Origin of the sequence: Streptomonospora arabica, from assembly GCF_039531585.1 — a bacterium.
Lineage (GTDB): Bacteria > Actinomycetota > Actinomycetes > Streptosporangiales > Streptosporangiaceae > Streptomonospora > Streptomonospora halophila.
In genome coordinates this window covers 137,030-155,447 of record NZ_BAAAQI010000003.1, presented here as the reverse complement: position 1 = coordinate 155,447, position 18,418 = coordinate 137,030, and the positions used below count along the sequence as shown (strand labels likewise).

Genomic DNA, 18,418 nt, shown 5'->3' with positions numbered 1-18,418 from the left:
GCGGGCGTTCCGAACGCCCGCGGAGCTTCGGGAACTCCGCTCCGGTTCATTCGTTTTGTATGCTTTCTGTTATCGGCCGATCAAGTCGGCGCAGGCTGCGCAGGCACCGCGGGTCCGCACATCTGGACGCGGGGCGGCGCAGGCGGCAGGGTGGCGCGTGCGACCCGTCGCGCGGGGCGGCCGCCGGGGGCGCGGGGCGCGCCCTCCGGCACCGGCTCCTCAGCGGGCGAGCCCGGGCGAAGCCCGGTCCGAAGATGGCAAGGTTAGTGGGGAGGACGGCTCCCACAAGGGACCCGGCGAAAGTGTCCGAAGTACTGCCGCTTGAGTGTCCAGAAAGGAGAAGGCGCGAGCTGCCGCGCCTCCGACGTGGGAGGAGGAGCTCGTGCCGGATACACCCATGAAGGGACGCGTACTGGTCGTCGACGACGACCTCGCTCTCGCTGAGATGTTGGGCATCGTCCTCCGAGGCGAAGGCTTCGAGCCGTCGTTCGTGCACGACGGCGACAAGGCGATGGAGGCCTTCCGCGAGACCAAGCCCGACCTCGTGCTGCTGGACCTGATGCTGCCCGGCGCCGACGGAATCGACGTGTGCAGGCAGATCCGCGCGGAGTCGGGCGTGCCGATCGTGATGCTCACAGCTAAGAGCGACACCGTGGACATAGTGCTGGGCCTGGAGTCCGGCGCCGACGACTACATCGTCAAGCCGTTCAAGCCCAAGGAGCTGGTGGCCCGGGTGCGCGTGCGGCTGCGCCGCACCGAGGAGCCGGCCCCCGAGGTGCTGCAGATCGGCGACATCACCATCGACGTCGCCGGCCACGCCGTGCGCCGCGACGGCGAGCCGATCAGCCTCACCCCGCTGGAGTTCGACCTCCTGGTGGCCCTGGCCCGCAAACCGCGCCAGGTCTTCACCCGCGAGGTCCTGCTGGAGCAGGTGTGGGGCTACCGGCACGCGGCCGACACCCGGCTGGTCAACGTGCACGTGCAGCGGCTGCGGGCCAAGATCGAGAAGGACCCGGAGCATCCCGAGGTCGTAGTCACCGTGCGCGGTGTCGGCTACAAGGCGGGCACCGCCTGATTCCGGCGGGACGGCACAGGTGACGGGCGATGACGGCACTCAGCACGCCTACGCGGCGCAGCCGGACGGCGGTCCGGGCGCCGCGCGGTCGCGCTGGCACCGCATCGCCGCGTTTCCGCTGCGCTGCTACGTGACCGCGCAGCGTGGCGCCCGCGCCCTGGTCCGCGCCGTGCATTCGCGCTGGCGGCGCTCGCTGCAGCTCCGCGTGGTCACGACGACCCTGCTCATCTCCGCCCTGGTCACCGCGGTCCTCGGGTTCTTCCTGGTCCAGCAGGTGCTGACCGGCCTGCTCGACGCCAAGCGCGAGGCCGCGCTCAACGACCACAAGACCGGGCTGGACACGGCCGTCAGCATCATGCAGGAAGGCGACCAGAGCACCGACCAGGACGGCCGCGCCAAGGAGATCACGACCGAGCTGAGCAACCACAGCGGCACGACCGGCCTCTACGAGGTGGTCATCCTGCCCACGGTGGGCGGTCTGCGGGGCTACGCCACGGTCGAGGAGTCCAGCGTCCCCCAGCGGCTGCGCGAAGAGGTCAGCCCGAGCTCGGAGCTGGGCGAGCAGTACGTCACCTACACCCAGATCGTCGACGACGACTACCGGGCCCCCGGCCTGGTCGTGGGCGCGCGGCTGTCCAACACCTACGAGCTGTACTACCTGTTCCCGCTGGACCACGAGCAGCAGATGCTCGACCTGGTGCAGAACACGGTCTTCTTCGTCGGCACCGTGCTGATCCTGCTGCTGGCGGTGATCGCCTACATCGTCACGCGCCAGGTCGTGAACCCCGTCCGGGCCGCCGCCGGCTCGGCCGAGCGGCTGGCGGCCGGCGACCTCTCGGAGCGCATGAGGGTCCGCGGCGAGGACGACCTCGCCCGCCTCGCGCTGTCCTTCAACGACATGGCCGGCAACCTCCAGGAGAAGATCCGCGAGCTGGAGGAGCTTTCGCAGGTGCAGCGCCAGTTCGCCTCCGACGTCTCCCACGAGCTGCGCACCCCGCTCACCACCATCCGCATGGCCGGCGACCTGCTGTACGAGGACCGCGACGAGCTGGAGCCCCACATGGGCCGCTCGGTCGAGCTGCTGCAGAGCCAGCTGGAGCGGTTCGAGGAGCTGCTGGCCGACCTGCTGGAGATCAGCAGGCACGACGCGGGCGCCGCCACGCTGTCGATGGAGCGGGTGGACGTGCGCGACGCCGTGATGAAGGCCGTCGGCGATGCCGAGCAGATCGCCGAGAAGTCCGGCATCAAGGTCGTCATGCGGCTGCCGGCCGAGCCCTGCACCGCCGAGTTCGACGCGCGCCGCATCAACCGCATCCTGCGCAACCTCATCGTCAACGCCATCGAGCACAGCGAGGGCAAGGACGTCATCGTCACCGCGGCCGGCGACCGCGACGCCGTCGCCGTGGGCGTGCGCGACTTCGGAGTGGGCCTCAAGGAGGGCGAGGAGCACCTGTGCTTCGACCGGTTCTGGCGGGCCGACCCGGCGCGGGCGCGCACCACCGGGGGCACCGGCCTGGGCCTGGCCATAGCCAAGGAGGACGCCCAGCTGCACGGCGGCTGGCTGCAGGCCTGGGGCATGCCCGGCAAGGGGTCGCAGTTCCGCCTGTCGCTGCCGCGCCGCGAGGGCCAGGAGCTGCGCGGTTCCCCGCTACCGCTGGCGCCGCCGGAGATGGCCACCGGGCGCGTCCGCGGGTTCTCGGCGTCGATGGGCGAGGGCGCCCCGGGCACCGGACCCGCTGACACCGCCGCCGAACGCGTCGAGGCCGGCGCACACGAGGAGGTCTCGTGACCACCGCCCACAGCGCGTCCCTCAGGCGCACGCGCCGCGCCGGCGTCGCCGCCGCCCTGCTGGCCCTAGGCCTGTCGGCGTGCGCGACGGTGCCCAGCGGCGGCCCGGTCGTCGAGGGCGAGGGCGGCGCCGCCGGCTCCCTGAGCGGCAGCGGCTACGTGCGCCAGATCCCGCCCGGCCCCCAGCGCGACGTCGAGCCCGAAGGCCTCGTGCGCGGCTTCCTCAAGAGCATGGGCAGCTTCGAGGAGAACCACAGCGCCGCCCGCGAGTACCTGGCGCCCAAGACGCGCTCCGACTGGCTGCCCAGCGGCCGCGTCCTGGTCTACGAGGACAGCGACAAGCTGGCCCTGGACGCCGAGGTCGCCGACGACGGCGAGAGCGCTCAGGTTCGGCTGCTCAGCAGCCAGCTCGCCACCATCGACGCCGGCGGGCAGTACACGCCCGCCGACGCCGGCCAGGTCATCGACGTCACTTTGGACCTGGTCCGCAACGGCGACGACCAGTGGCGGATCTCCGACCCGCCCGAGCACCTGGTGCTCAGCCGCAGCGACGTCGACCTCGTCTACCGGCCGCTGAACCTGTACTTTTTCAACCGCGACCGCAGCACCCTCGTGCCCGACGCGGTCTTCCTGCCGGTCAGCAGCGACCGCTCGGCCACCCGGCTGGTCAAGATGCTGGTGTCGGGCCCCACCAGCTGGCTGGACGACGCGGTGGAGTCGGCCTTCCCCGAGGACGCGACGGCCGACGTCGCCTACGATTCGGGCACCGTGACGGTCGAGGTCGACAACGCCTCCGGAGGCACGACGCAGCGCTTCGGCATGCGGGCGCAGCTGGTGTGGACGCTGCGCCAGCTCCCCGAGGTGGAGGAGCTGACGCTGCGGGTGGGCGGCCAGGAGATCGAGATCCCGGCCGACGAGAGCGAGAACCTGCACACCGGCAAGGGCGACTGGGACTCGGTCAACCCCGCGGGGGTCACCGGGAGCCTGCGGGCCTACTTCGTGCGCGACGGCCAGATGTGGGCGCTGGAGAGCGACAGCCGCGACGCCCAGCTCACCGAGAGCCGGGTCGCGGGGGCGCCGGGCGCCGGCCAGGCCGCCCTGGAGCAGCACGCGGTGTCGCTGGACGAGGACCAGGTGGCGGGCATCCGCGCGGGCGGCAAGGAGGTCCTCGTCGCCGGCACCAGCGAGGGCAGCGACTACACCCCCGTGCTCTCGGGCGGCGACTACACGTCGCTGTCCTGGGACGGCTACGGCAACCTGTGGGTGACCGAGGACGTCTCCACCGGCCGCGAGAACGACGACAACCAGCAGCAGCAGGACTCCGAGGCGGTCACCGAGGACACCGAGCGCGGCACCCCTTCGCCTACGGCCTCACCTTCGGGAGGCGAGGCGGGAGACGTCGGCACCCGCGTGTGGATGCTGCGCGGTGGGACCGACCCCGTCGAGGTGGACGCCCCCGACCTCGCGGAGAGCCGGGTCACCGCGCTGCGGATGTCCCGCGACGGCACCCGGGCCGCGGTCCTCAGCAGCGACGGCAAGGGCGCGTCGCACCTCTCGGTGGGCCGCGTCGTCCACTCCGACGGCGCTGTCACCCTCAGCGGCGAGTTCCCGCTGGCCACCGAGCTGGAGGAGATCACCGACGTCGCGTGGCGGGGCGGTGACCAGCTCGCCGTGGTCGGCCACGTCGAGCAGGGCGCCGAGCAGAGCTACCTGGTGTCGCTGGACGGCAGCACCGAGACCACCAGCGCGGGTGCGCCCCCGGGCACCGACATGGGCGGCATCGCCGCCGCGCCGGGGCTGCCGCTGCTGTCGGGCACCGAGGACGACAACGTCTGGATGACCGACGACCGCATCAACTGGAAGCGCGTCGGCGTCGGTACCAACCCCGTCTACCCGGGCTGACCCGCCGCCGGCCCGCGCGGCCCGCAGCGGGCGCGGAGGGCGTCCGGGGCGGTTCGGTGCGTGCGCCGTCCACAGGGTGCACATCCGTGTGGCGGCGCAGGCTGCGCCGGGCCGAACCTGGAGCCATGAGCCACGAGAGCACCGGGTCCTCGCCGCCCCTCCGCCCCGGCGGGCCGTCCGCACCGCGCGGGCGCCCGCCCCGGTCCGGCCCGCCCACCGCCGAGGGGGCTTCGCCGCGGCCGCGGCTCCCGCCGCCGCGTGCCGCACCGGGCGGCCTCGCGGCCGCCTTCGACGGACTTCTCGGCCTGCTGCTGGGCGACCACTGCGCCGGGTGCGCGCGCCCGGGCGGGCGGCTGTGCCCCGACTGCGCCCGCGCGCTCGGAACACGTCCCCGGCCCTGCCGCCGCCGCGCGGGCTGCCCGCAGGTGTGGGCGGTGGGCGCCTACACCGGCCTGGAGCGCACCGCGCTGCTGGCGTTCAAGGAGCAGGGGGCGCGGGGGCTGGCCGCGCCGCTGGGTGCGCGCCTGTCCGGGGCCGTCTGCGCCGCGGCGGCCCGGCATCCCGGCGCGCTGCTGGTGCCCGTGCCGGCCCGGCCGGCGGCCCTGCGTGCGCGCGGCTACGACCCGGTGCTGCTGATGGCCCGGTCGGCCGTGCGCCGCTGCGGTGCGGTGCGGCTCCCGCCCGAGCCGGTACTGGCGCACCGCCGCCGCGTCAGCGACCAGGTCGGGCTCGACCGCGACCGGCGCAGGGCCAACCTCGCCGGCGCTCTGGCGGTGCGCACCCCGGGCGCGGTGGCCGGGCGGCCGGTGGTGCTCGTCGACGACGTCCTCACCACCGGAGCCACCCTGGCCGAGGCCGCCCGCGCGCTGCGCGGCGCGGGCGCGGTGGTCGTCGGCGGCGCCGTCCTCGCCGAGCGCGGGCGGCCTCCGCCCGCGGCCGGCTTCCCCGGTCCGATTCCCCGACTGCCGCGACCCCTCTCCGGGGCCTCCGGCCGCGACCGCCCCTTCGCCTGCGGCGACCGCGTCGGGCGATCCCCCGCCACCTGCGCCGACCGCCCCGCTGGGCCGTGTTCCGCGACCGCGCCGACACTGTGCCGTCGTCCCGATCCGGCGCCCCGGACGGCGTTTCGCCCGGGTCCGGCCTCCGCCGCGAGGTGGACCGGCGGAGTTCGCCACCTGACATCTGGCAGAACTCGGGTTAGCGTGCAGAGCATGGCACCCGTCCGGGTCCGTGGTTGCGCCGGGTACGGCGCCCCCTCGCAGGGGCGCCCGTTCGGCAAGCCGATGCCAGCCGCAGGCGAAACGGCCCACGTAAGGCGACTTTTCGTCGACCGATCACGGTGCGGCTTAGAGGTAAGTCCTGCCTCGCGGAGGGACCCGATGTCCCTCGGTCGCGGGAGAAGGGCGGTAGTCGCGCTCAAGCGCGGCGGAACCCTCAGCAGGCGGATGTGGGGACGAAGACCAGGTCGGCCGGACGGGTGGCATCCGCGGGCGGCGCGCGGAGCGGGCGAGGGCCCCTCCGCGGCCGGCCCGCGGACCGCGCCGGCCACCCGCCGCGCCCCGCACCGCCCCGAACACGCCCCCGGCGTGCGCGCCGTTGTGCGGCGATCTGCGCCCCGTGTCCGAAAGCCTCGCCTGACCAGTGCGGATTCCTTTACGCGCACTGGATATGAGGCGTGATCTCGTGGGTATACGCAAAGCCAAACTCAATGACCAGCCGAGTCACCGCCCGGCGCCGAAGCGGCGCCCCCCGGTGGCGGAGAGGAGGCAGCGGAGCGAGCTCCGCGCCCCGCGCGGAGCGGCAGATCGAAGCCGGGCCACCGGTGATCGGTGGCCACGCGTTGAAGGGGGTCTTGTGGACATCATCGTCAAAGGTCGGCGCACCGGTGTCAGCGACAAGTTCCGGCAGCACGTCGAGAACAAGCTGACCAAGCTCTCCAAGTGGGAGAAGAAGGGCATGAGCGTCGATGTGGAGGTGTCCAAGGAGCGGAACCCGAAGCTCGCCGACATGCGCGAGCGGGTCGAGCTGACCATCCGCTCCACCGGCCCGGTCATCCGCAGTGAGGCGTCCGCCGACGACCGCTACAACGCCCTCGACCTTGCGATCGGCCGCATCGAGTCGCGGCTCCGCAAGCTCGCCGACCGCAACAAGGTGCACAAGGGCAACCGCGCTCCCGTCTCCGTCGCCGCCGCGACCGCCGATCTCGGCAACGACGCGGCCGCCCCGGCGCGCGGGCCGGGCGAGGCGGCGAAGTCCCCGACGGTGCCCGCCCCCGCCCCGCAGCCCGACGAGTTCGACGGCAGCGCGGTCGACGAACAGTTCGCCGAGGCCTTCGTCGAGCTCGACACCAAGGGGGACGGCCCGGTGATCGTCCGCGAGAAGTTCCATTCAGCCAAACCGATGACCATCGACCAGGCCCTCATGGAGATGGAACTGGTGGGCCACGACTTCTACCTGTTCCACGACGAGGAGCGCGACGCCCCCAGCGTGGTGTACCGCCGCAAGGGCTTCAACTACGGCGTGCTGCGCCTGGTGGACTGACCCGCCGGGCCCGGACCGGCTGACGGCGGCCCCGGTGTCCTCTCCGCGGGGCCGCCGCGCGCGACCGCCGCGGCACCCCTTTGCCGCGGCGGTGCGCACCGGAGGCCCCCGCTGCCGCCGGCCGCAGCGGGCCGGCCTACTCGCCGGGGGCCGGCCGGTCGTCGGCCGCGGCGCGGTGGCCCTCCTCGCCCTCCGCGCGCTGCCGGTCCTCGGCCTTGATGCGGTGCAGCGGGGTGTTGTGCGGCTCCTCCGACTCGTAGTGCGGCTCGTCCAGCACCACGTCGGTGAAGATGTCGGTCACCAGGAAGAGCACCCCGCCGACGGCCATCAGCACCAGTCCGGCGCCGATCAGCCACCAGTTCACGCCAAGCGCGATACCGATCCCGCCGATCAGGAAACCGGCGAGGAACACCCCCACGGCGACCCACGAGGCCGTCCGGCCCCGGTGGGTGTTGGTGGGGGCGAAGTCGCCGCCCGCACCCTGGTAGCCGCGGACATAGCGGTGGGGCGTACGTCCGCGCTTCGCGCGCCCCTCGCGCCGGCCGCCGGTGGTCTCGGCCGGGGCCTCGGAGCCCTCGCCGTCCGTCATCACGGCACCCCCCGGTACCAGTTCGGTGTGCACGATCCCTTCATGGGCGGGATAACCGGATCCGCGGGCCCCAAACGGCCGCCTACCGGGGGCGACGCGTCCGTGACGGTGCTGTGACCATCCGTGAGTGCACGGCGGGGCGGAACCGTCGCCTAAGATGGAAAGCTGGGGGTCAAGGATCCGTCCCGCCTCCAGACGCGGGCCCAGATCTGCGAGGAGCGCATAAGAAGTGCCAGCCATACTCGACAAGGTCCTCCGCGCAGGCGAGGGCAAGATTCTGCGCAGGCTCAACAAGCTGAAGGACCAGATCAACTCGATCGAGGACGACTTCGTCGATCTCAGCGACACCGAGCTGCGCGAACTCACCGACGAGTTGCGCGAGCGCCACAACGACGGCGAGTCGCTCGACGACCTGCTGCCCGAGGCCTTCGCCGCTGTGCGCGAGGCGGCCACGCGCACGCTCGGCCAGCGCCCCTTCGACGTCCAGCTCATGGGCGGCGCGGCACTGCACCTCGGCAACATCGCCGAGATGAAGACCGGTGAGGGCAAGACGCTGACCTCGGCCCTCGCCGTCTACCTCAACGCGCTGTCCGGCGACGGCGTGCACGTGGTGACCCCCAACGACTACCTGGCCAAGCGCGACGCCGAGAACATGGGCCGCATCTACCAGTTCCTCGGCCTCAAGGTCGGCGTGCTGGCGCCCGAGATGGCGCGCACCGACCGCCAGGCCGCCTACGCCGCCGACATCACCTACGGCACCAACAACGAGTTCGGCTTCGACTACCTGCGCGACAACATGGCCATCTCGCTGGAGGAGACGGTCCAGCGCGGCCACCCGTTCGCGATCGTCGACGAGGTCGACTCCATCCTCATCGACGAGGCCCGCACCCCGCTGATCATCAGCGGCCCCGCCGAGCAGAACTCGAAGTGGTACGCCGAGTTCGCGAAGATCGCTCCCCGCCTGCGCCGCGAGACCGACTACGAGGTCGAGGAGAAGAACCGCACGGTCGGCATCACCGAGAGCGGTGTGGCCAAGGTCGAGGACTACCTGGGCATCGACAACCTCTACGAGTCGGTGAACACGCCCCTCATCAGCTTCCTGAACAACGCCATCAAGGCCAAGGAGCTGTACCGGCGCGACAAGGAGTACATCGTCAAGGACGGCGAGGTGCTCATCGTCGACGAGTTCACCGGCCGCGTCCTGCGCGGGCGCCGCTACAACGAGGGCATGCACCAGGCGATCGAGGCCAAGGAACGCGTCCAGATCAAGGACGAGAACCAGACCCAGGCCAAGATCACCCTGCAGAACTACTTCCGCCTCTACGACAAGCTGTCCGGCATGACCGGTACGGCCGTCACCGAGGCCGCGGAGTTCAACCAGACCTACGGCATCGGCGTGGTGCCCATCCCCACGAACAAGCCGATGATCCGCGCCGACGAGCGCGACGTGATCTACAAGGGCGAGGACGCCAAGTTCGAGGCCGTCGTCGACGACATCGCCGAGTGCAACGAGAAGGGCCAGCCGGTCCTGGTCGGCACCACCAGCGTCGAGAAGTCCGAGCTGCTGTCGAAGATGCTCAAGCGGCGCGGCATCGACCACGAGGTCCTCAACGCCAAGAACCACGCCCGTGAGGCCTCGATCGTCGCCCGGGCCGGCAAGCTCAGCGGGGTCACCGTCGCCACCAACATGGCCGGCCGCGGTACCGACATCATGCTCGGCGGCAACCCCGAGTTCATGGCCGACGAGGAGCTGCAGCGGCGCGGCCTGAGCCCGCTGGAGACCCCGGAGGAGTACGAGGAGGCCTGGCCCGAGGCGCTGGAGAAGGCGAAGAAGGAGGTCGAGAGCGAGCACGAGCAGGTCGTCGAGGCCGGCGGGCTCTATGTTCTGGGCACCGAGCGCCACGAGTCCCGGCGCATCGACAACCAGCTGCGCGGCCGCTCCGGCCGCCAGGGCGACCCCGGCCTCTCGCGCTTCTACCTCTCGCTCGAGGACGACCTCATGCGGCTGTTCAACAGCGCGCGGGTCGAGCTCATCTACGACCGGCTGAACATCCCCGACGACCAGCCCATCGAGTCCAAGGTCGTCACCAAGGCGATCCAGTCGGCGCAGGCCCAGGTCGAGGCGCAGAACTTCGAGATCCGCAAGAACGTCCTGAAGTACGACGAGGTCCTCAACCGCCAGCGCAAGGTCATCTACGCCGAGCGCCACAAGGTCCTCGAAGGCGCCGACCTGCAGGACCAGGCGGCGGGCATGCTCGACGACGTGCTCGACGGCTACGTCCGCGCCGCCACCGCCGAGGGCGACGCCGGCGACTGGGACCTCGACCGGCTGTGGAAGGCGTTCAAGCAGATCTACCCGATCAGCTTCAGCGTCGACGACCTGATCGAGGACAACGGCGGCGAGCTCACCACGCTGACGCCCGACATCATCTCCGCCCGCGTGCTGGAGGACGCCCACGAGGCCTACGCGCGGCGCGAGGAGGAGCTGGGCTCCGAGGCCATGCGCGAGCTGGAGCGGCGCGTGATCCTGGAGGTCATGGGCCGCAAGTGGCGCGAGCACCTCTACGAGATGGACTACCTCCAGCAGGGCATCGGCCTGCGGGCCATGGCCCAGCGCAACCCGCTGATCGAGTACCAGCGGGAGGGCTTCGACATGTTCCAGGAGATGCTCGAGGCCATCAAGGAGGAGTCCGTCGGCTACCTCTTCAACGTCGAGGTGCAGGTCCGCGGCAAGACCAGCGCGTCGGTCACCCCGGCCAGCGCCGCGGTCGCCGCCGCGGGCACCGGCGGGGCGGTCGTCACCACCACCCCGGCCGAGGGCGCCGCGGGCGCGGTGAAGACCGGCGAGGAGTCCGAGGACGAGGCCGGAGCCGAGTCGGCCGGTCTAGAGCCCGCTGACGTCGTCGAGGCCGAGGCCGCCGCCGACCGCGAGGCCGCGGCCGACAAGGACGCCGTCGACGACGGCGGCGAGGAGCTCGTGGTGCCGGGCTTCGGCCAGAGCCGCCCGAGCCGCCTCCAGTACTCCGCGCCCTCCGAGGACGGCGGCGTCGACACCCGCACCGAGACCGTCGAGGACGCCTACGCCGGCGCTTCGCGCAACGCACCGTGCCCCTGCGGGTCGGGCAAGAAGTTCAAGAAGTGCCACGGGGACCCGCGCAACCGCGCCTCCTAGCGAGGGCGCGGGGCGCGGTCCCGGCACGAGACGGCGACGGCCGCGGCGGAGTGGGAGTACTCCGGCCGCGGCCGTCGCCGTCTCGCTTGTGCCGTGTGCCGCGGCCTCCGCCGTCCGGCGGCGGATCCCGGAGGCCTCTCGCGGGATCCGCCCCGGCTCACCCGCGTGCGGGCGTCCGGCCGGCCGGCGACCGCGGCGGTGCGCCGCGGGGCGTCAGTCGGCGCCCTTGCCGCCGCCGGCACCGCCCGAGCCGCTCGACGTACCCGAGCCGCGCGCAGCATCCGCATCGGCCGAGGCGTCCGGGTTCGCGGCCACCGACGCCTGCTCCTCCGCGGGCTCGCGGCCCGGGGTGGGCAGGTTCAGGCGCGTGATCAGGAAGTAGAAGATCACGTAGTACAGCCCGGCGTAGACCACGCCCATGAGCAGGATCCACACCAGCCCCGTCGTGTTCGACTTGAAGGCGTTGAGCACCATGTCGATGAGGCCGGCCGAGAACCCGAAGCCCAGATGGGCGTCCAGGGCGTTGAGGATCGCCATCGATATGCCGGTGAGCACGACGTGCACCACGAAGAGCACCGGCGCGATGAAGATGAACGCGAACTCGATCGGCTCGGTGATGCCCGTGACGAAGGCGGTCAGCGCCGCCGAGATCATGATGCCGCCGACGGCGGCGCGCTGGCTGGGGTGGGCGGCGCGCCACATCGCGAAGGCGGCGGCGGGCAGCCCGAACATCAGGACGGGGAAGAAGCCGGAGAGGAAGCCGCCCGCGGTGGGGTCGCCGGCGAGGTAGCGGTTGATCTCGCCGTGGAAGACGTCGCCGGTCTGGGGGTCGGTGTAGCTGCCGAACACGAACCACACCACCGAGTTGACGATGTGGTGCAGGCCGAAGGGCAGCAGCAGCCGGTTGACGACGCCGTAGACGCCGGCGCCCACAGCGCCCGAGCCCACGATCCACTCGCCGAGGCCGTTGATCCAGCCGCCGACGGTGGGCCAGACGAAGCCGAACACCACGGCCAGCAGCAGCGAGGCCACGGCGGTGATGATCGGCACGAAGCGGCGGCCGCCGAAGAAGCCCAGCCAGGTAGGCAGCTTGATGCGGTAGTAGCGCTGCCACAGCAGGGCGGCGAGCAGGCCGATGACGATGCCGCCGAGCACGTCGGTGGGGTTCTTCACGCCCCAGTTGACGATCTCGGTGCCCGCGTCGTCGTAGGTCGTCACGGTGCCGCGCAGTTCGCCGCTGGGGTCGAAGTTGAAGAACATGTACTTCGTGACGCGGTCGAACACGGCGTAGCCGACGACCGCCGCCAGCGCCGTGGAGCCGTCGGCGCGCTTGGCGAAGCCGATGGCCACACCCACGGCGAACAGCAGCGGCAGAGCCTGGAACAGCGCGTCGCCGGCGGTGCCGATGACGCCGGCCACGGGCTCCATCCAGGCCATGCCGGCGGCGTCGGCGAGGCCGCCGGGTTCGGCGCCGTTGCTGCCGAGCATGTCGCCTTGGCCCAGGCGCAGCAGGATCGCCGCCGCCGGCAGGACGGCGATGGGCATCATCAGGCTGCGGCCGATGCGCTGCAGCACTCCCAGGACTTTCGAGGACGAGCCTGCGGCCGGTGGGCCGCCGGTGGCTGCCGAAGTGGAACTCACGGTTCCTCCCAGTTGGAACGGGTCGGATGGTGCGTACGCGCGGATGCGTGCGCGGTGGGGCCGGGCGGTGGTCAGGAGCCGCCCGGACGTCGGGGGTCGAGGCGCGAGTGCAGCGTGTAGCGGTCGGCGCGGTACCGCGAGGTGGCCATCTCCACGCAGCGGCCGTTGGCGAAGCTGCGGCGCCGCATGGACAGCACGGGGCTGTTCTGGGGAAGGCCGAGCAGCTTGGCGTCGGCGGGGTCGCAGACGCCGGCCTCGATCGTCTGCTCACCGGAGTCGAGGATGATCCCGTACTCCTGCTCCAGCACCGCGTAGAGCGAGCGGCCGGCCAGCGAGTGCCGGTCCAGACCGGGTGCCAGGTCGACGGGGATGTTGGAGCGCTCCACCGCCATGGGCTCGCCATCGGCGGTGCGCAGGCGCTCGATGTGGTGGACCGGTGTCTCGGGCGCGAGGCCCATGGCCCGCGCGGTGCTCCCGCTGGCGGGCAGGACCCGGCGGACCAGGTCCTGGGCACCGGGGCGGTAGCCGCGGGCGCGCATGTCCTCGGTGAACGACGCCAGCGCCAGGGACATCTCGATCTTGGGGCGGGCCAGGAACGTGCCCTTGCCCGGAACCCGGTAGAGCTTGCCCTCCGAGACCATCAGGTCGATCGTCTGGCGGACCGTCATCCGGGACAGCCCGTAGCGCTGGCCGAGTTCGCGCTCCGAGGGGATCGGGTCGTCCACCGACAGGCCGGTCTCCACGATCCAGTCCAGTAGCAGGTCCCTCAGCTGTGAATACTTGGGGACGGGACTCGTGGGGTCGATCGCCATGGAGGTCGCCTGTTCGGTCGTGTGAGATTCTGGTATGACTGGTATAGGCCGGACTAGACCACAGCTCCTCCACGCGTGTCAATATGTGGACCGCGGCACCGTCGGCGACATCCGGCGAGCTGCCGTATCCGCTGGCCACAGCGGCGCGTCGGCACCGAGACGGATCCGAGGGAAGACATCTGATGACTACCACCGCGAGCGTCATGCGCTCGGAGATCGCCGAGCAGCCCCAAGCCCTGCGGGCGACCCTGGACACGCTGCTGCCGCTCACGCCGGAGATCGCGGCTCTGGGCCGGGAGACCCGGCAGGTCCTGTTCATCGCCCGCGGCTCCTCCGACAACGCCGCCGTCTACGGCAGCTACCTGCTCCAGGCCCACGCCGGCCGCCTGGCCACCCTGGCCTCGCCCTCCATCGCCACCACCTACGGCGCCAAGGTCGACCTGTCCGGGGTGCTCGCCGTCGCCATCTCCCAGTCGGGCCGCACCGAGGAGATCGTCGACACCATGGCCTGGGCTGCCGACTGCGGCGCCCGCACGGTCGGCATCACCAACGGCGAGGGCTCCCCCCTGACCCGCGCCGCCGACGTCGCCATGGTCACCCGCGCCGGCAGCGAACTCGCGGTCCCGGCAACCAAGACCTACACCACCCAGCTGGCGGCCCTGGCCGTGCTCGCCCTCGGCCTGGGCGCCGACCTGGACCCCGCCGAGCTGCAGGCCGTCCCCGAGGCCGTCGACCGGGTGCTCGCGCGCCCGACCGACGACACCGACGCCATCGCCGAGCGCCTCGTGGGCGTGCAGGGCGCCGTCGTCTCCGGGCGGGGCATGGCCTTCTCGACCGCGCTGGAGGCCGCACTCAAGCTCAAGGAGGCCTGCTACCTGCACGCGATGGGCCTGTCCTACGCCGACCTGCTGCACGGGCCCATCGCCGTGGTCGACCGCTCCACCCCCGCACTGCTGACCGCCGCCAACTCCGGCCCCACCCTGGAGGGCACCGTGGCGCTGGCCGAGCGCGTCACCGCGGCGGGCGCGCCCGCCTACGGCATCGGCGGCGGCTCCGCGCTCGCCGGTGCCTGCGACCTGTGCGTGCCGGCTCCCGAGCTGCCCGAGTGGCTCGCCCCCATCTCGCTCATCGTCCCGGCCCAGCTGATCACCGAGCGGCTGGCGCGGCGGCTGGGATACGACCCCGACTCCCCGCGAGGCCTGGGCAAGGTCACCCAGACCTCCTAGCCGGCGCGGCCAGGGCGCCGGGTGGGCGGCGCCCGCGGCGCCGCTTAAGCTCGAATCGTCCCCGGCGCCACGGCACCCCCGGTCGCGGACTCCGCGCCGACCGGCCGGGCACCGGACCACGCACGACCGAACTGGAGGAACACATGGCCGACAAGGCAGCGGCGATCGTCGCCGGGCTCGGCGGCGCCGGCAACATCGAGGACATCGAGGCCTGCATCACCCGGCTGCGCACCGAGGTCGGCGACCCGGCCAAGGTCGACGAGCCGGCGCTCAAGGCCGCCGGCGCCCACGGCGTGCTGATCTCCGGCAACGTCGTGCAGGTCGTGGTGGGGCCCGAGGCCGACGCGCTCACCGACGACATCAACGACCTGCTCGACTGACCCCGGTCGGTCCGGCAGACATCACTCACCGGGCGCGGTCCGCCGCCGGCGGCCGCGCCCCGTCCGCAGGAGGTGCTGCGTGCTCCAAGTGCTCTCCCCGGTTCCCGGGACCGCCGTCGCCATGTCGGAGGTCCCCGACCCGGTCTTCGCCCAGGGCATGGTCGGCCCCGGCGCGGCCGTGCGGCCCGCGCCGCACCCGCAGGAGGCCGTCGCCCCCGTCAGCGGCCGCGTCGCCAAGCTCCACCCGCACGCGTTCATGGTGGTCGCCGACGCAGGGCGCGGCGTGCTCGTGCACCTGGGCATCGACACCGTCAAGCTCGACGGCGCCGGGTTCGACAAGCTCGTCGACGAGGGCGCGCACGTCGAGGCCGGCACCCCCGTCATCCGGTGGGACCCCGCCGGGATCGAGGCCCAGGGCCTGTCCGCCGTCGTGCCGGTCGTCGCGCTGGACGCCGACGCCGCCGCCGTGGGCGCCCCCGCCGAAGGGGAAGTGGCCGCCGGCGGCGCGTTGTTCACGTGGTCATGACGCCGATCGACGACACCGCGCCCCGCGCCGCCCTCTTCGACCTCGACGGAACGCTGATCAACAGCGAGCCCCGCTCCATGCAGGTGTGGTCGCGGCTGCTGGACATGCACAACGTCCCCCACGACGAGAGCACCCTGCACCGCTTCATGGGACGCCGCGGTGCCGACGTGCTCAACGAGGACCCCCACCTGTTCCCCGGCGTCACCTGGGACGTGCTGCTCGCCGAGCTGCAGATGATCCAGGCCGCGCCCGACCTCCCCGATTCGCAGGAGCTGCCCGAGTCGGTGCGGTTTCTGCACCGCCTGCACGCCGACGGCGTCCCCTTCGGCCTGGTGACCTCCGCCGGCCGCGGGTGGGCGCGCACCGCCCTGGACCGCCTGGGCGTGCTGCCGATGTTCCGCGGCCTGGTCACCGCCACCGACGTCACCGAGGGCAAGCCCGACCCCGAGGGCTATCTCAGCGGCGCCCGCCTGCTGGGCGAGGACCCCGCGCGCATCGTGGTGTTCGAGGACACCCCCGCCGGAATCGAGGCCGGGCGGCGCGCCGGCATGCGGGTCGTCGGCATCACCACCACCCACGATCCCGCGGTGCTGGACAAGGCCGATCTGGTGGTCGACCGCCTCACCGAGGTCGACTGGCCCCGGATCGCCCGCCCGGAGCGGCCCGGGCAGCGACCGCAAGACGAGCAGTAGCAACCCCGAAGAAAGGTGCGTCCCGTGGCGCAACGCCGAATCACAGTCCAGTCCGAGGTCGGCCTGCACGCCCGCCCCGCCGCCCTGTTCGTCGAGGCCGCCACCAAGGGCGGCTCCGAGGTGACCGTCGCCAAGGGCGACGGCGCCCCGGTCTCGGCCAAGAGCATCCTGGCCGTGATGGGCCTGGACGTCCGCAAGGGCGACGAGATCGTCATCACCGCCGAGGGCGAGGACGCCGAGGCGCTGCTCGACCGGCTCGCCGAGATCGCCGACGCCGGTTAGGTGGGGGAGAGCATGCCGCAGACGCTCAAAGGCGCCGGAGTCAGTCCCGGTGCGGGCCACGGACCCGCCAAACGGCTGGTCCGCGACATCCCCGCGCCGGAGCCCGACGCCGGACGCGGCGGCGACGCTGCCGCCGAGGCCGAACGCGCCGTCGGCGCGATGGAGGAGACCGCCCGCGACCTGACCGATCGCGGCCAGGCCGCCGGCGGCGACGCCGCCGAGGTGCTCAACGCCCAGGCGCTCATGGCACGCGACCCCGCCCTCGCCGACGACGTGCGCAAGCGCGTGGAGGAGGGCGCCTCGGCGGCGCGCGCCGTCTCCGAGGCGATGGCGGTCTACCGGCAGATGCTCGCCGGGGCGGGGGAGTACCTCGCCGCCCGCGTCGCCGACCTGGACGACGTCCGGGACCGGATCGTGGCGCGGCTGATGGGCGCGCCGGTGCCCGGCATCCCCGAATCCGACGTCCCCTTCGTGCTGGTCGCCGAGGACCTCGCGCCCGCCGACACCGCCGCGCTCGACCCCGAGCGCGTCGTCGCGTTCGTGACCCGCGAGGGAGGGCCGACGAGCCACACCGCCATCCTCGCCCGCTCGCTGGGCCTGCCCGCCGTGGTCGCCTGCCCCGGCGCGGAGGAGGTCGCCGAGGAGACGATGGTGCTGGTCGACGGCGCCACCGGCGACGTGGTCCTCGACCCCGACCCCGCGGCCGTCGAGGCCGCCACCGCCGCCTCCGCGGCCCGCGCCGCCGCGGCGGCCCGCAGCACCGGGCCCGGCCGCACCGCCGACGGGCACGAGGTGCCGCTGCTCGCCAACATCGGCGGACCCAAGGACCTGCCCGCCGCGCTGGAGAACGGCGCCGAGGGCGTGGGGCTGTACCGCACCGAGTTCCTGTTCCTCGACCGCGCCGACGCCCCCGGCCACGAGGAGCAGGTCGCCGCCTACCGGGCGGTGCTGGAGGCGTTTCCCGGCGGGCGGGTCGTGGTGCGCACACTGGACGCCGGCGCCGACAAGCCGCTGGAGTTCCTCCCGGCGGGCGAGGCGGAGCCCAACCCGGCGCTGGGGGAGCGCGGGCTGCGGATGATGCGCAGGCTGCCCCGAACCCTGGACGCGCAGCTGGCGGCCCTGGCCGAAGCCGAACGCGACACCGGCGCCCATCTGCAGGTCATGGCGCCCATGGTGACCGACACGGCCGACGCCGAGTGGTTCGCGGCGGCAGCGGCCAAGGCCGGCATCCAGCACGCCGGTGTGATGATCGAGGTGCCCGCCGCGGCGCTGCGCGCCCGCCACATCGCCCGCCACGCGGACTTCTTCAGCATCGGCACCAACGACCTGACGCAGTACACGTGCGCGGCCGACCGCGAGACCGCGGGGCTGGGGCGCTTCCAGGACCCCTGGCAGCCCGCGGTGCTGGACCTGGTGGCGGCGTCGGCGGCCTCCGCCGCCGACGCGGGTCGAAGCTGCGGCGTGTGCGGCGAGGCGGCGGCGGACCCGCTGCTCGCCTGCGTACTGGCCGGGCTCGGTGCCACCAGCCTGTCCATGGGCGCGTCGGCCCTGCCGCTGGTGCGGGCCGCCCTCGCCCGCGCCGAACTCGCCCAGTGCCGCGCCGCCGCCGAGGCGGCCCGCGCCGCCCCGGGCCCGGAGGAGGCCCGCGCCGCGGCGGCCGAGCGGCTTCCCGGGCTGGCCGAGCTGGGCCTGTAGCCGGTCCTCCGCGCGCCGACCGCGCCCGCGGTCGGCGCGCGGAGGCGTCGGCGCGGCCCGGCGCACCGGCTCCCGCGCTCGCGCGGTCGGGCCAGGC

The 18,418-nt window shown here is 73.0% G+C and carries 15 protein-coding genes; 12 read left to right on the top strand and 3 right to left on the bottom strand.

Going from position 1 to position 18,418, the window contains the following annotated elements; translation table 11 throughout:
* The first annotated feature begins 397 nt into the window (after positions 1–397).
* The 5 genes from mtrA (at position 398) to hpf (ending at position 7,306) form a co-directional block, all read left to right on the top strand.
* Positions 398–1,075 carry an MtrAB system response regulator MtrA gene (mtrA, locus tag ABD284_RS06805; protein ID WP_344142010.1) on the top strand — a complete coding sequence of 226 codons (678 nt, stop codon included), beginning with the start codon at positions 398–400 and terminating at the stop codon, positions 1,073–1,075.
* Positions 1,076–1,094: 19 nt separating this feature from the next.
* The gene (gene mtrB / locus ABD284_RS06800) at positions 1,095–2,864 is read left to right on the top strand and encodes an MtrAB system histidine kinase MtrB (protein ID WP_344141648.1); all 1,770 of its coding nucleotides are present in this window, start codon (positions 1,095–1,097) and stop codon (positions 2,862–2,864) included.
* Entirely contained in the window at positions 2,861–4,765 is a 1,905-nt protein-coding gene (locus ABD284_RS06795) for an LpqB family beta-propeller domain-containing protein (RefSeq protein ID WP_344141647.1), read from the top strand. Before mtrB ends, ABD284_RS06795 begins: the two co-directional genes overlap by 4 nt.
* Positions 4,766–4,890: 125 nt before the next feature.
* On the top strand, positions 4,891–6,444 hold the full coding sequence (locus tag ABD284_RS06790) for a ComF family protein (RefSeq protein ID WP_344141646.1): 1,554 nt from the start codon (positions 4,891–4,893) through the stop codon (positions 6,442–6,444).
* A gap of 175 nt (positions 6,445–6,619) precedes the next feature.
* The gene (gene hpf / locus ABD284_RS06785) at positions 6,620–7,306 is read left to right on the top strand and encodes a ribosome hibernation-promoting factor, HPF/YfiA family (RefSeq protein WP_344141645.1); all 687 of its coding nucleotides are present in this window, start codon (positions 6,620–6,622) and stop codon (positions 7,304–7,306) included.
* A 136-nt stretch (positions 7,307–7,442) separates the two neighbouring features.
* Here the strand turns inward: hpf and ABD284_RS06780 are convergent, their stop codons facing one another.
* Positions 7,443–7,928: a hypothetical protein gene (locus ABD284_RS06780; RefSeq protein WP_344141644.1), complete on the bottom strand. Its 486-nt coding sequence runs from the start codon at positions 7,926–7,928 to the stop codon at positions 7,443–7,445.
* A 196-nt stretch (positions 7,929–8,124) separates the two neighbouring features.
* Here ABD284_RS06780 and secA point away from each other — a divergent pair, with 196 nt between their 5' ends.
* Positions 8,125–11,067, top strand: a complete 2,943-nt coding sequence (gene secA / locus ABD284_RS06775; RefSeq protein WP_344141642.1) for a preprotein translocase subunit SecA — start codon at positions 8,125–8,127, stop codon at positions 11,065–11,067.
* 213 nt (positions 11,068–11,280) lie between these two features.
* Here the strand turns inward: secA and ABD284_RS06770 are convergent, their stop codons facing one another.
* Both ABD284_RS06770 and ABD284_RS06765 read right to left on the bottom strand, forming a co-directional pair.
* On the bottom strand, positions 11,281–12,708 hold the full coding sequence (locus ABD284_RS06770; RefSeq protein ID WP_344141641.1) for a PTS transporter subunit EIIC: 1,428 nt from the start codon (positions 12,706–12,708) through the stop codon (positions 11,281–11,283).
* A gap of 71 nt (positions 12,709–12,779) precedes the next feature.
* The gene (locus tag ABD284_RS06765; protein WP_344141639.1) at positions 12,780–13,520 is read right to left on the bottom strand and encodes a GntR family transcriptional regulator; all 741 of its coding nucleotides are present in this window, start codon (positions 13,518–13,520) and stop codon (positions 12,780–12,782) included.
* Between the two features lie 182 nt (positions 13,521–13,702).
* On the opposite strand from ABD284_RS06765, the gene ABD284_RS06760 reads away from it, so the two are divergent.
* The 6 genes from ABD284_RS06760 to ptsP all read left to right on the top strand — a co-directional run bounded on the left by ABD284_RS06760 (position 13,703) and on the right by ptsP (position 18,321).
* Positions 13,703–14,746, top strand: coding sequence for an SIS domain-containing protein (locus tag ABD284_RS06760; protein WP_344141638.1), 1,044 nt, complete (start codon positions 13,703–13,705; stop codon positions 14,744–14,746).
* Positions 14,695–15,126, top strand: a complete 432-nt coding sequence (locus ABD284_RS06755) for a PTS sugar transporter subunit IIB (protein WP_344142008.1) — start codon at positions 14,695–14,697, stop codon at positions 15,124–15,126. Before ABD284_RS06760 ends, ABD284_RS06755 begins: the two co-directional genes overlap by 52 nt.
* Positions 15,127–15,205: 79 nt before the next feature.
* The gene (locus ABD284_RS06750) at positions 15,206–15,652 is read left to right on the top strand and encodes a PTS sugar transporter subunit IIA (RefSeq protein WP_344141636.1); all 447 of its coding nucleotides are present in this window, start codon (positions 15,206–15,208) and stop codon (positions 15,650–15,652) included.
* Positions 15,649–16,344 carry an HAD family hydrolase gene (locus ABD284_RS06745; RefSeq protein WP_344141634.1) on the top strand — a complete coding sequence of 232 codons (696 nt, stop codon included), beginning with the start codon at positions 15,649–15,651 and terminating at the stop codon, positions 16,342–16,344. The genes ABD284_RS06750 and ABD284_RS06745 overlap by 4 nt, the downstream gene beginning before the upstream one ends.
* 24 nt (positions 16,345–16,368) lie before the next feature.
* Positions 16,369–16,626, top strand: coding sequence for an HPr family phosphocarrier protein (locus ABD284_RS06740; protein WP_344141633.1), 258 nt, complete (start codon positions 16,369–16,371; stop codon positions 16,624–16,626).
* Positions 16,627–16,638: 12 nt separating this feature from the next.
* Entirely contained in the window at positions 16,639–18,321 is a 1,683-nt protein-coding gene (ptsP, locus tag ABD284_RS06735) for a phosphoenolpyruvate--protein phosphotransferase (RefSeq protein WP_344141632.1), read from the top strand.
* Positions 18,322–18,418 lie beyond the last annotated feature (97 nt).

Excerpts from the sequence above, each read along its gene's own strand:
- ptsP (WP_344141632.1), top strand. The coding sequence starts at position 16,639 with ATGCCGCAGACGCTCAAAGGCGCCGGAGTCAGTCCCGGTGCGGGCCAC.
- mtrA (WP_344142010.1), top strand. The coding sequence starts at position 398 with ATGAAGGGACGCGTACTGGTCGTCGACGACGACCTCGCTCTCGCTGAG.
- ABD284_RS06760 (WP_344141638.1), top strand. The coding sequence starts at position 13,703 with ATGACTACCACCGCGAGCGTCATGCGCTCGGAGATCGCCGAGCAGCCC.
- ABD284_RS06745 (WP_344141634.1), top strand. The coding sequence starts at position 15,649 with ATGACGCCGATCGACGACACCGCGCCCCGCGCCGCCCTCTTCGACCTC.
- ABD284_RS06765 (WP_344141639.1), bottom strand. The coding sequence starts at position 13,520 with ATGGCGATCGACCCCACGAGTCCCGTCCCCAAGTATTCACAGCTGAGG.
- ABD284_RS06790 (WP_344141646.1), top strand. The coding sequence starts at position 4,891 with ATGAGCCACGAGAGCACCGGGTCCTCGCCGCCCCTCCGCCCCGGCGGG.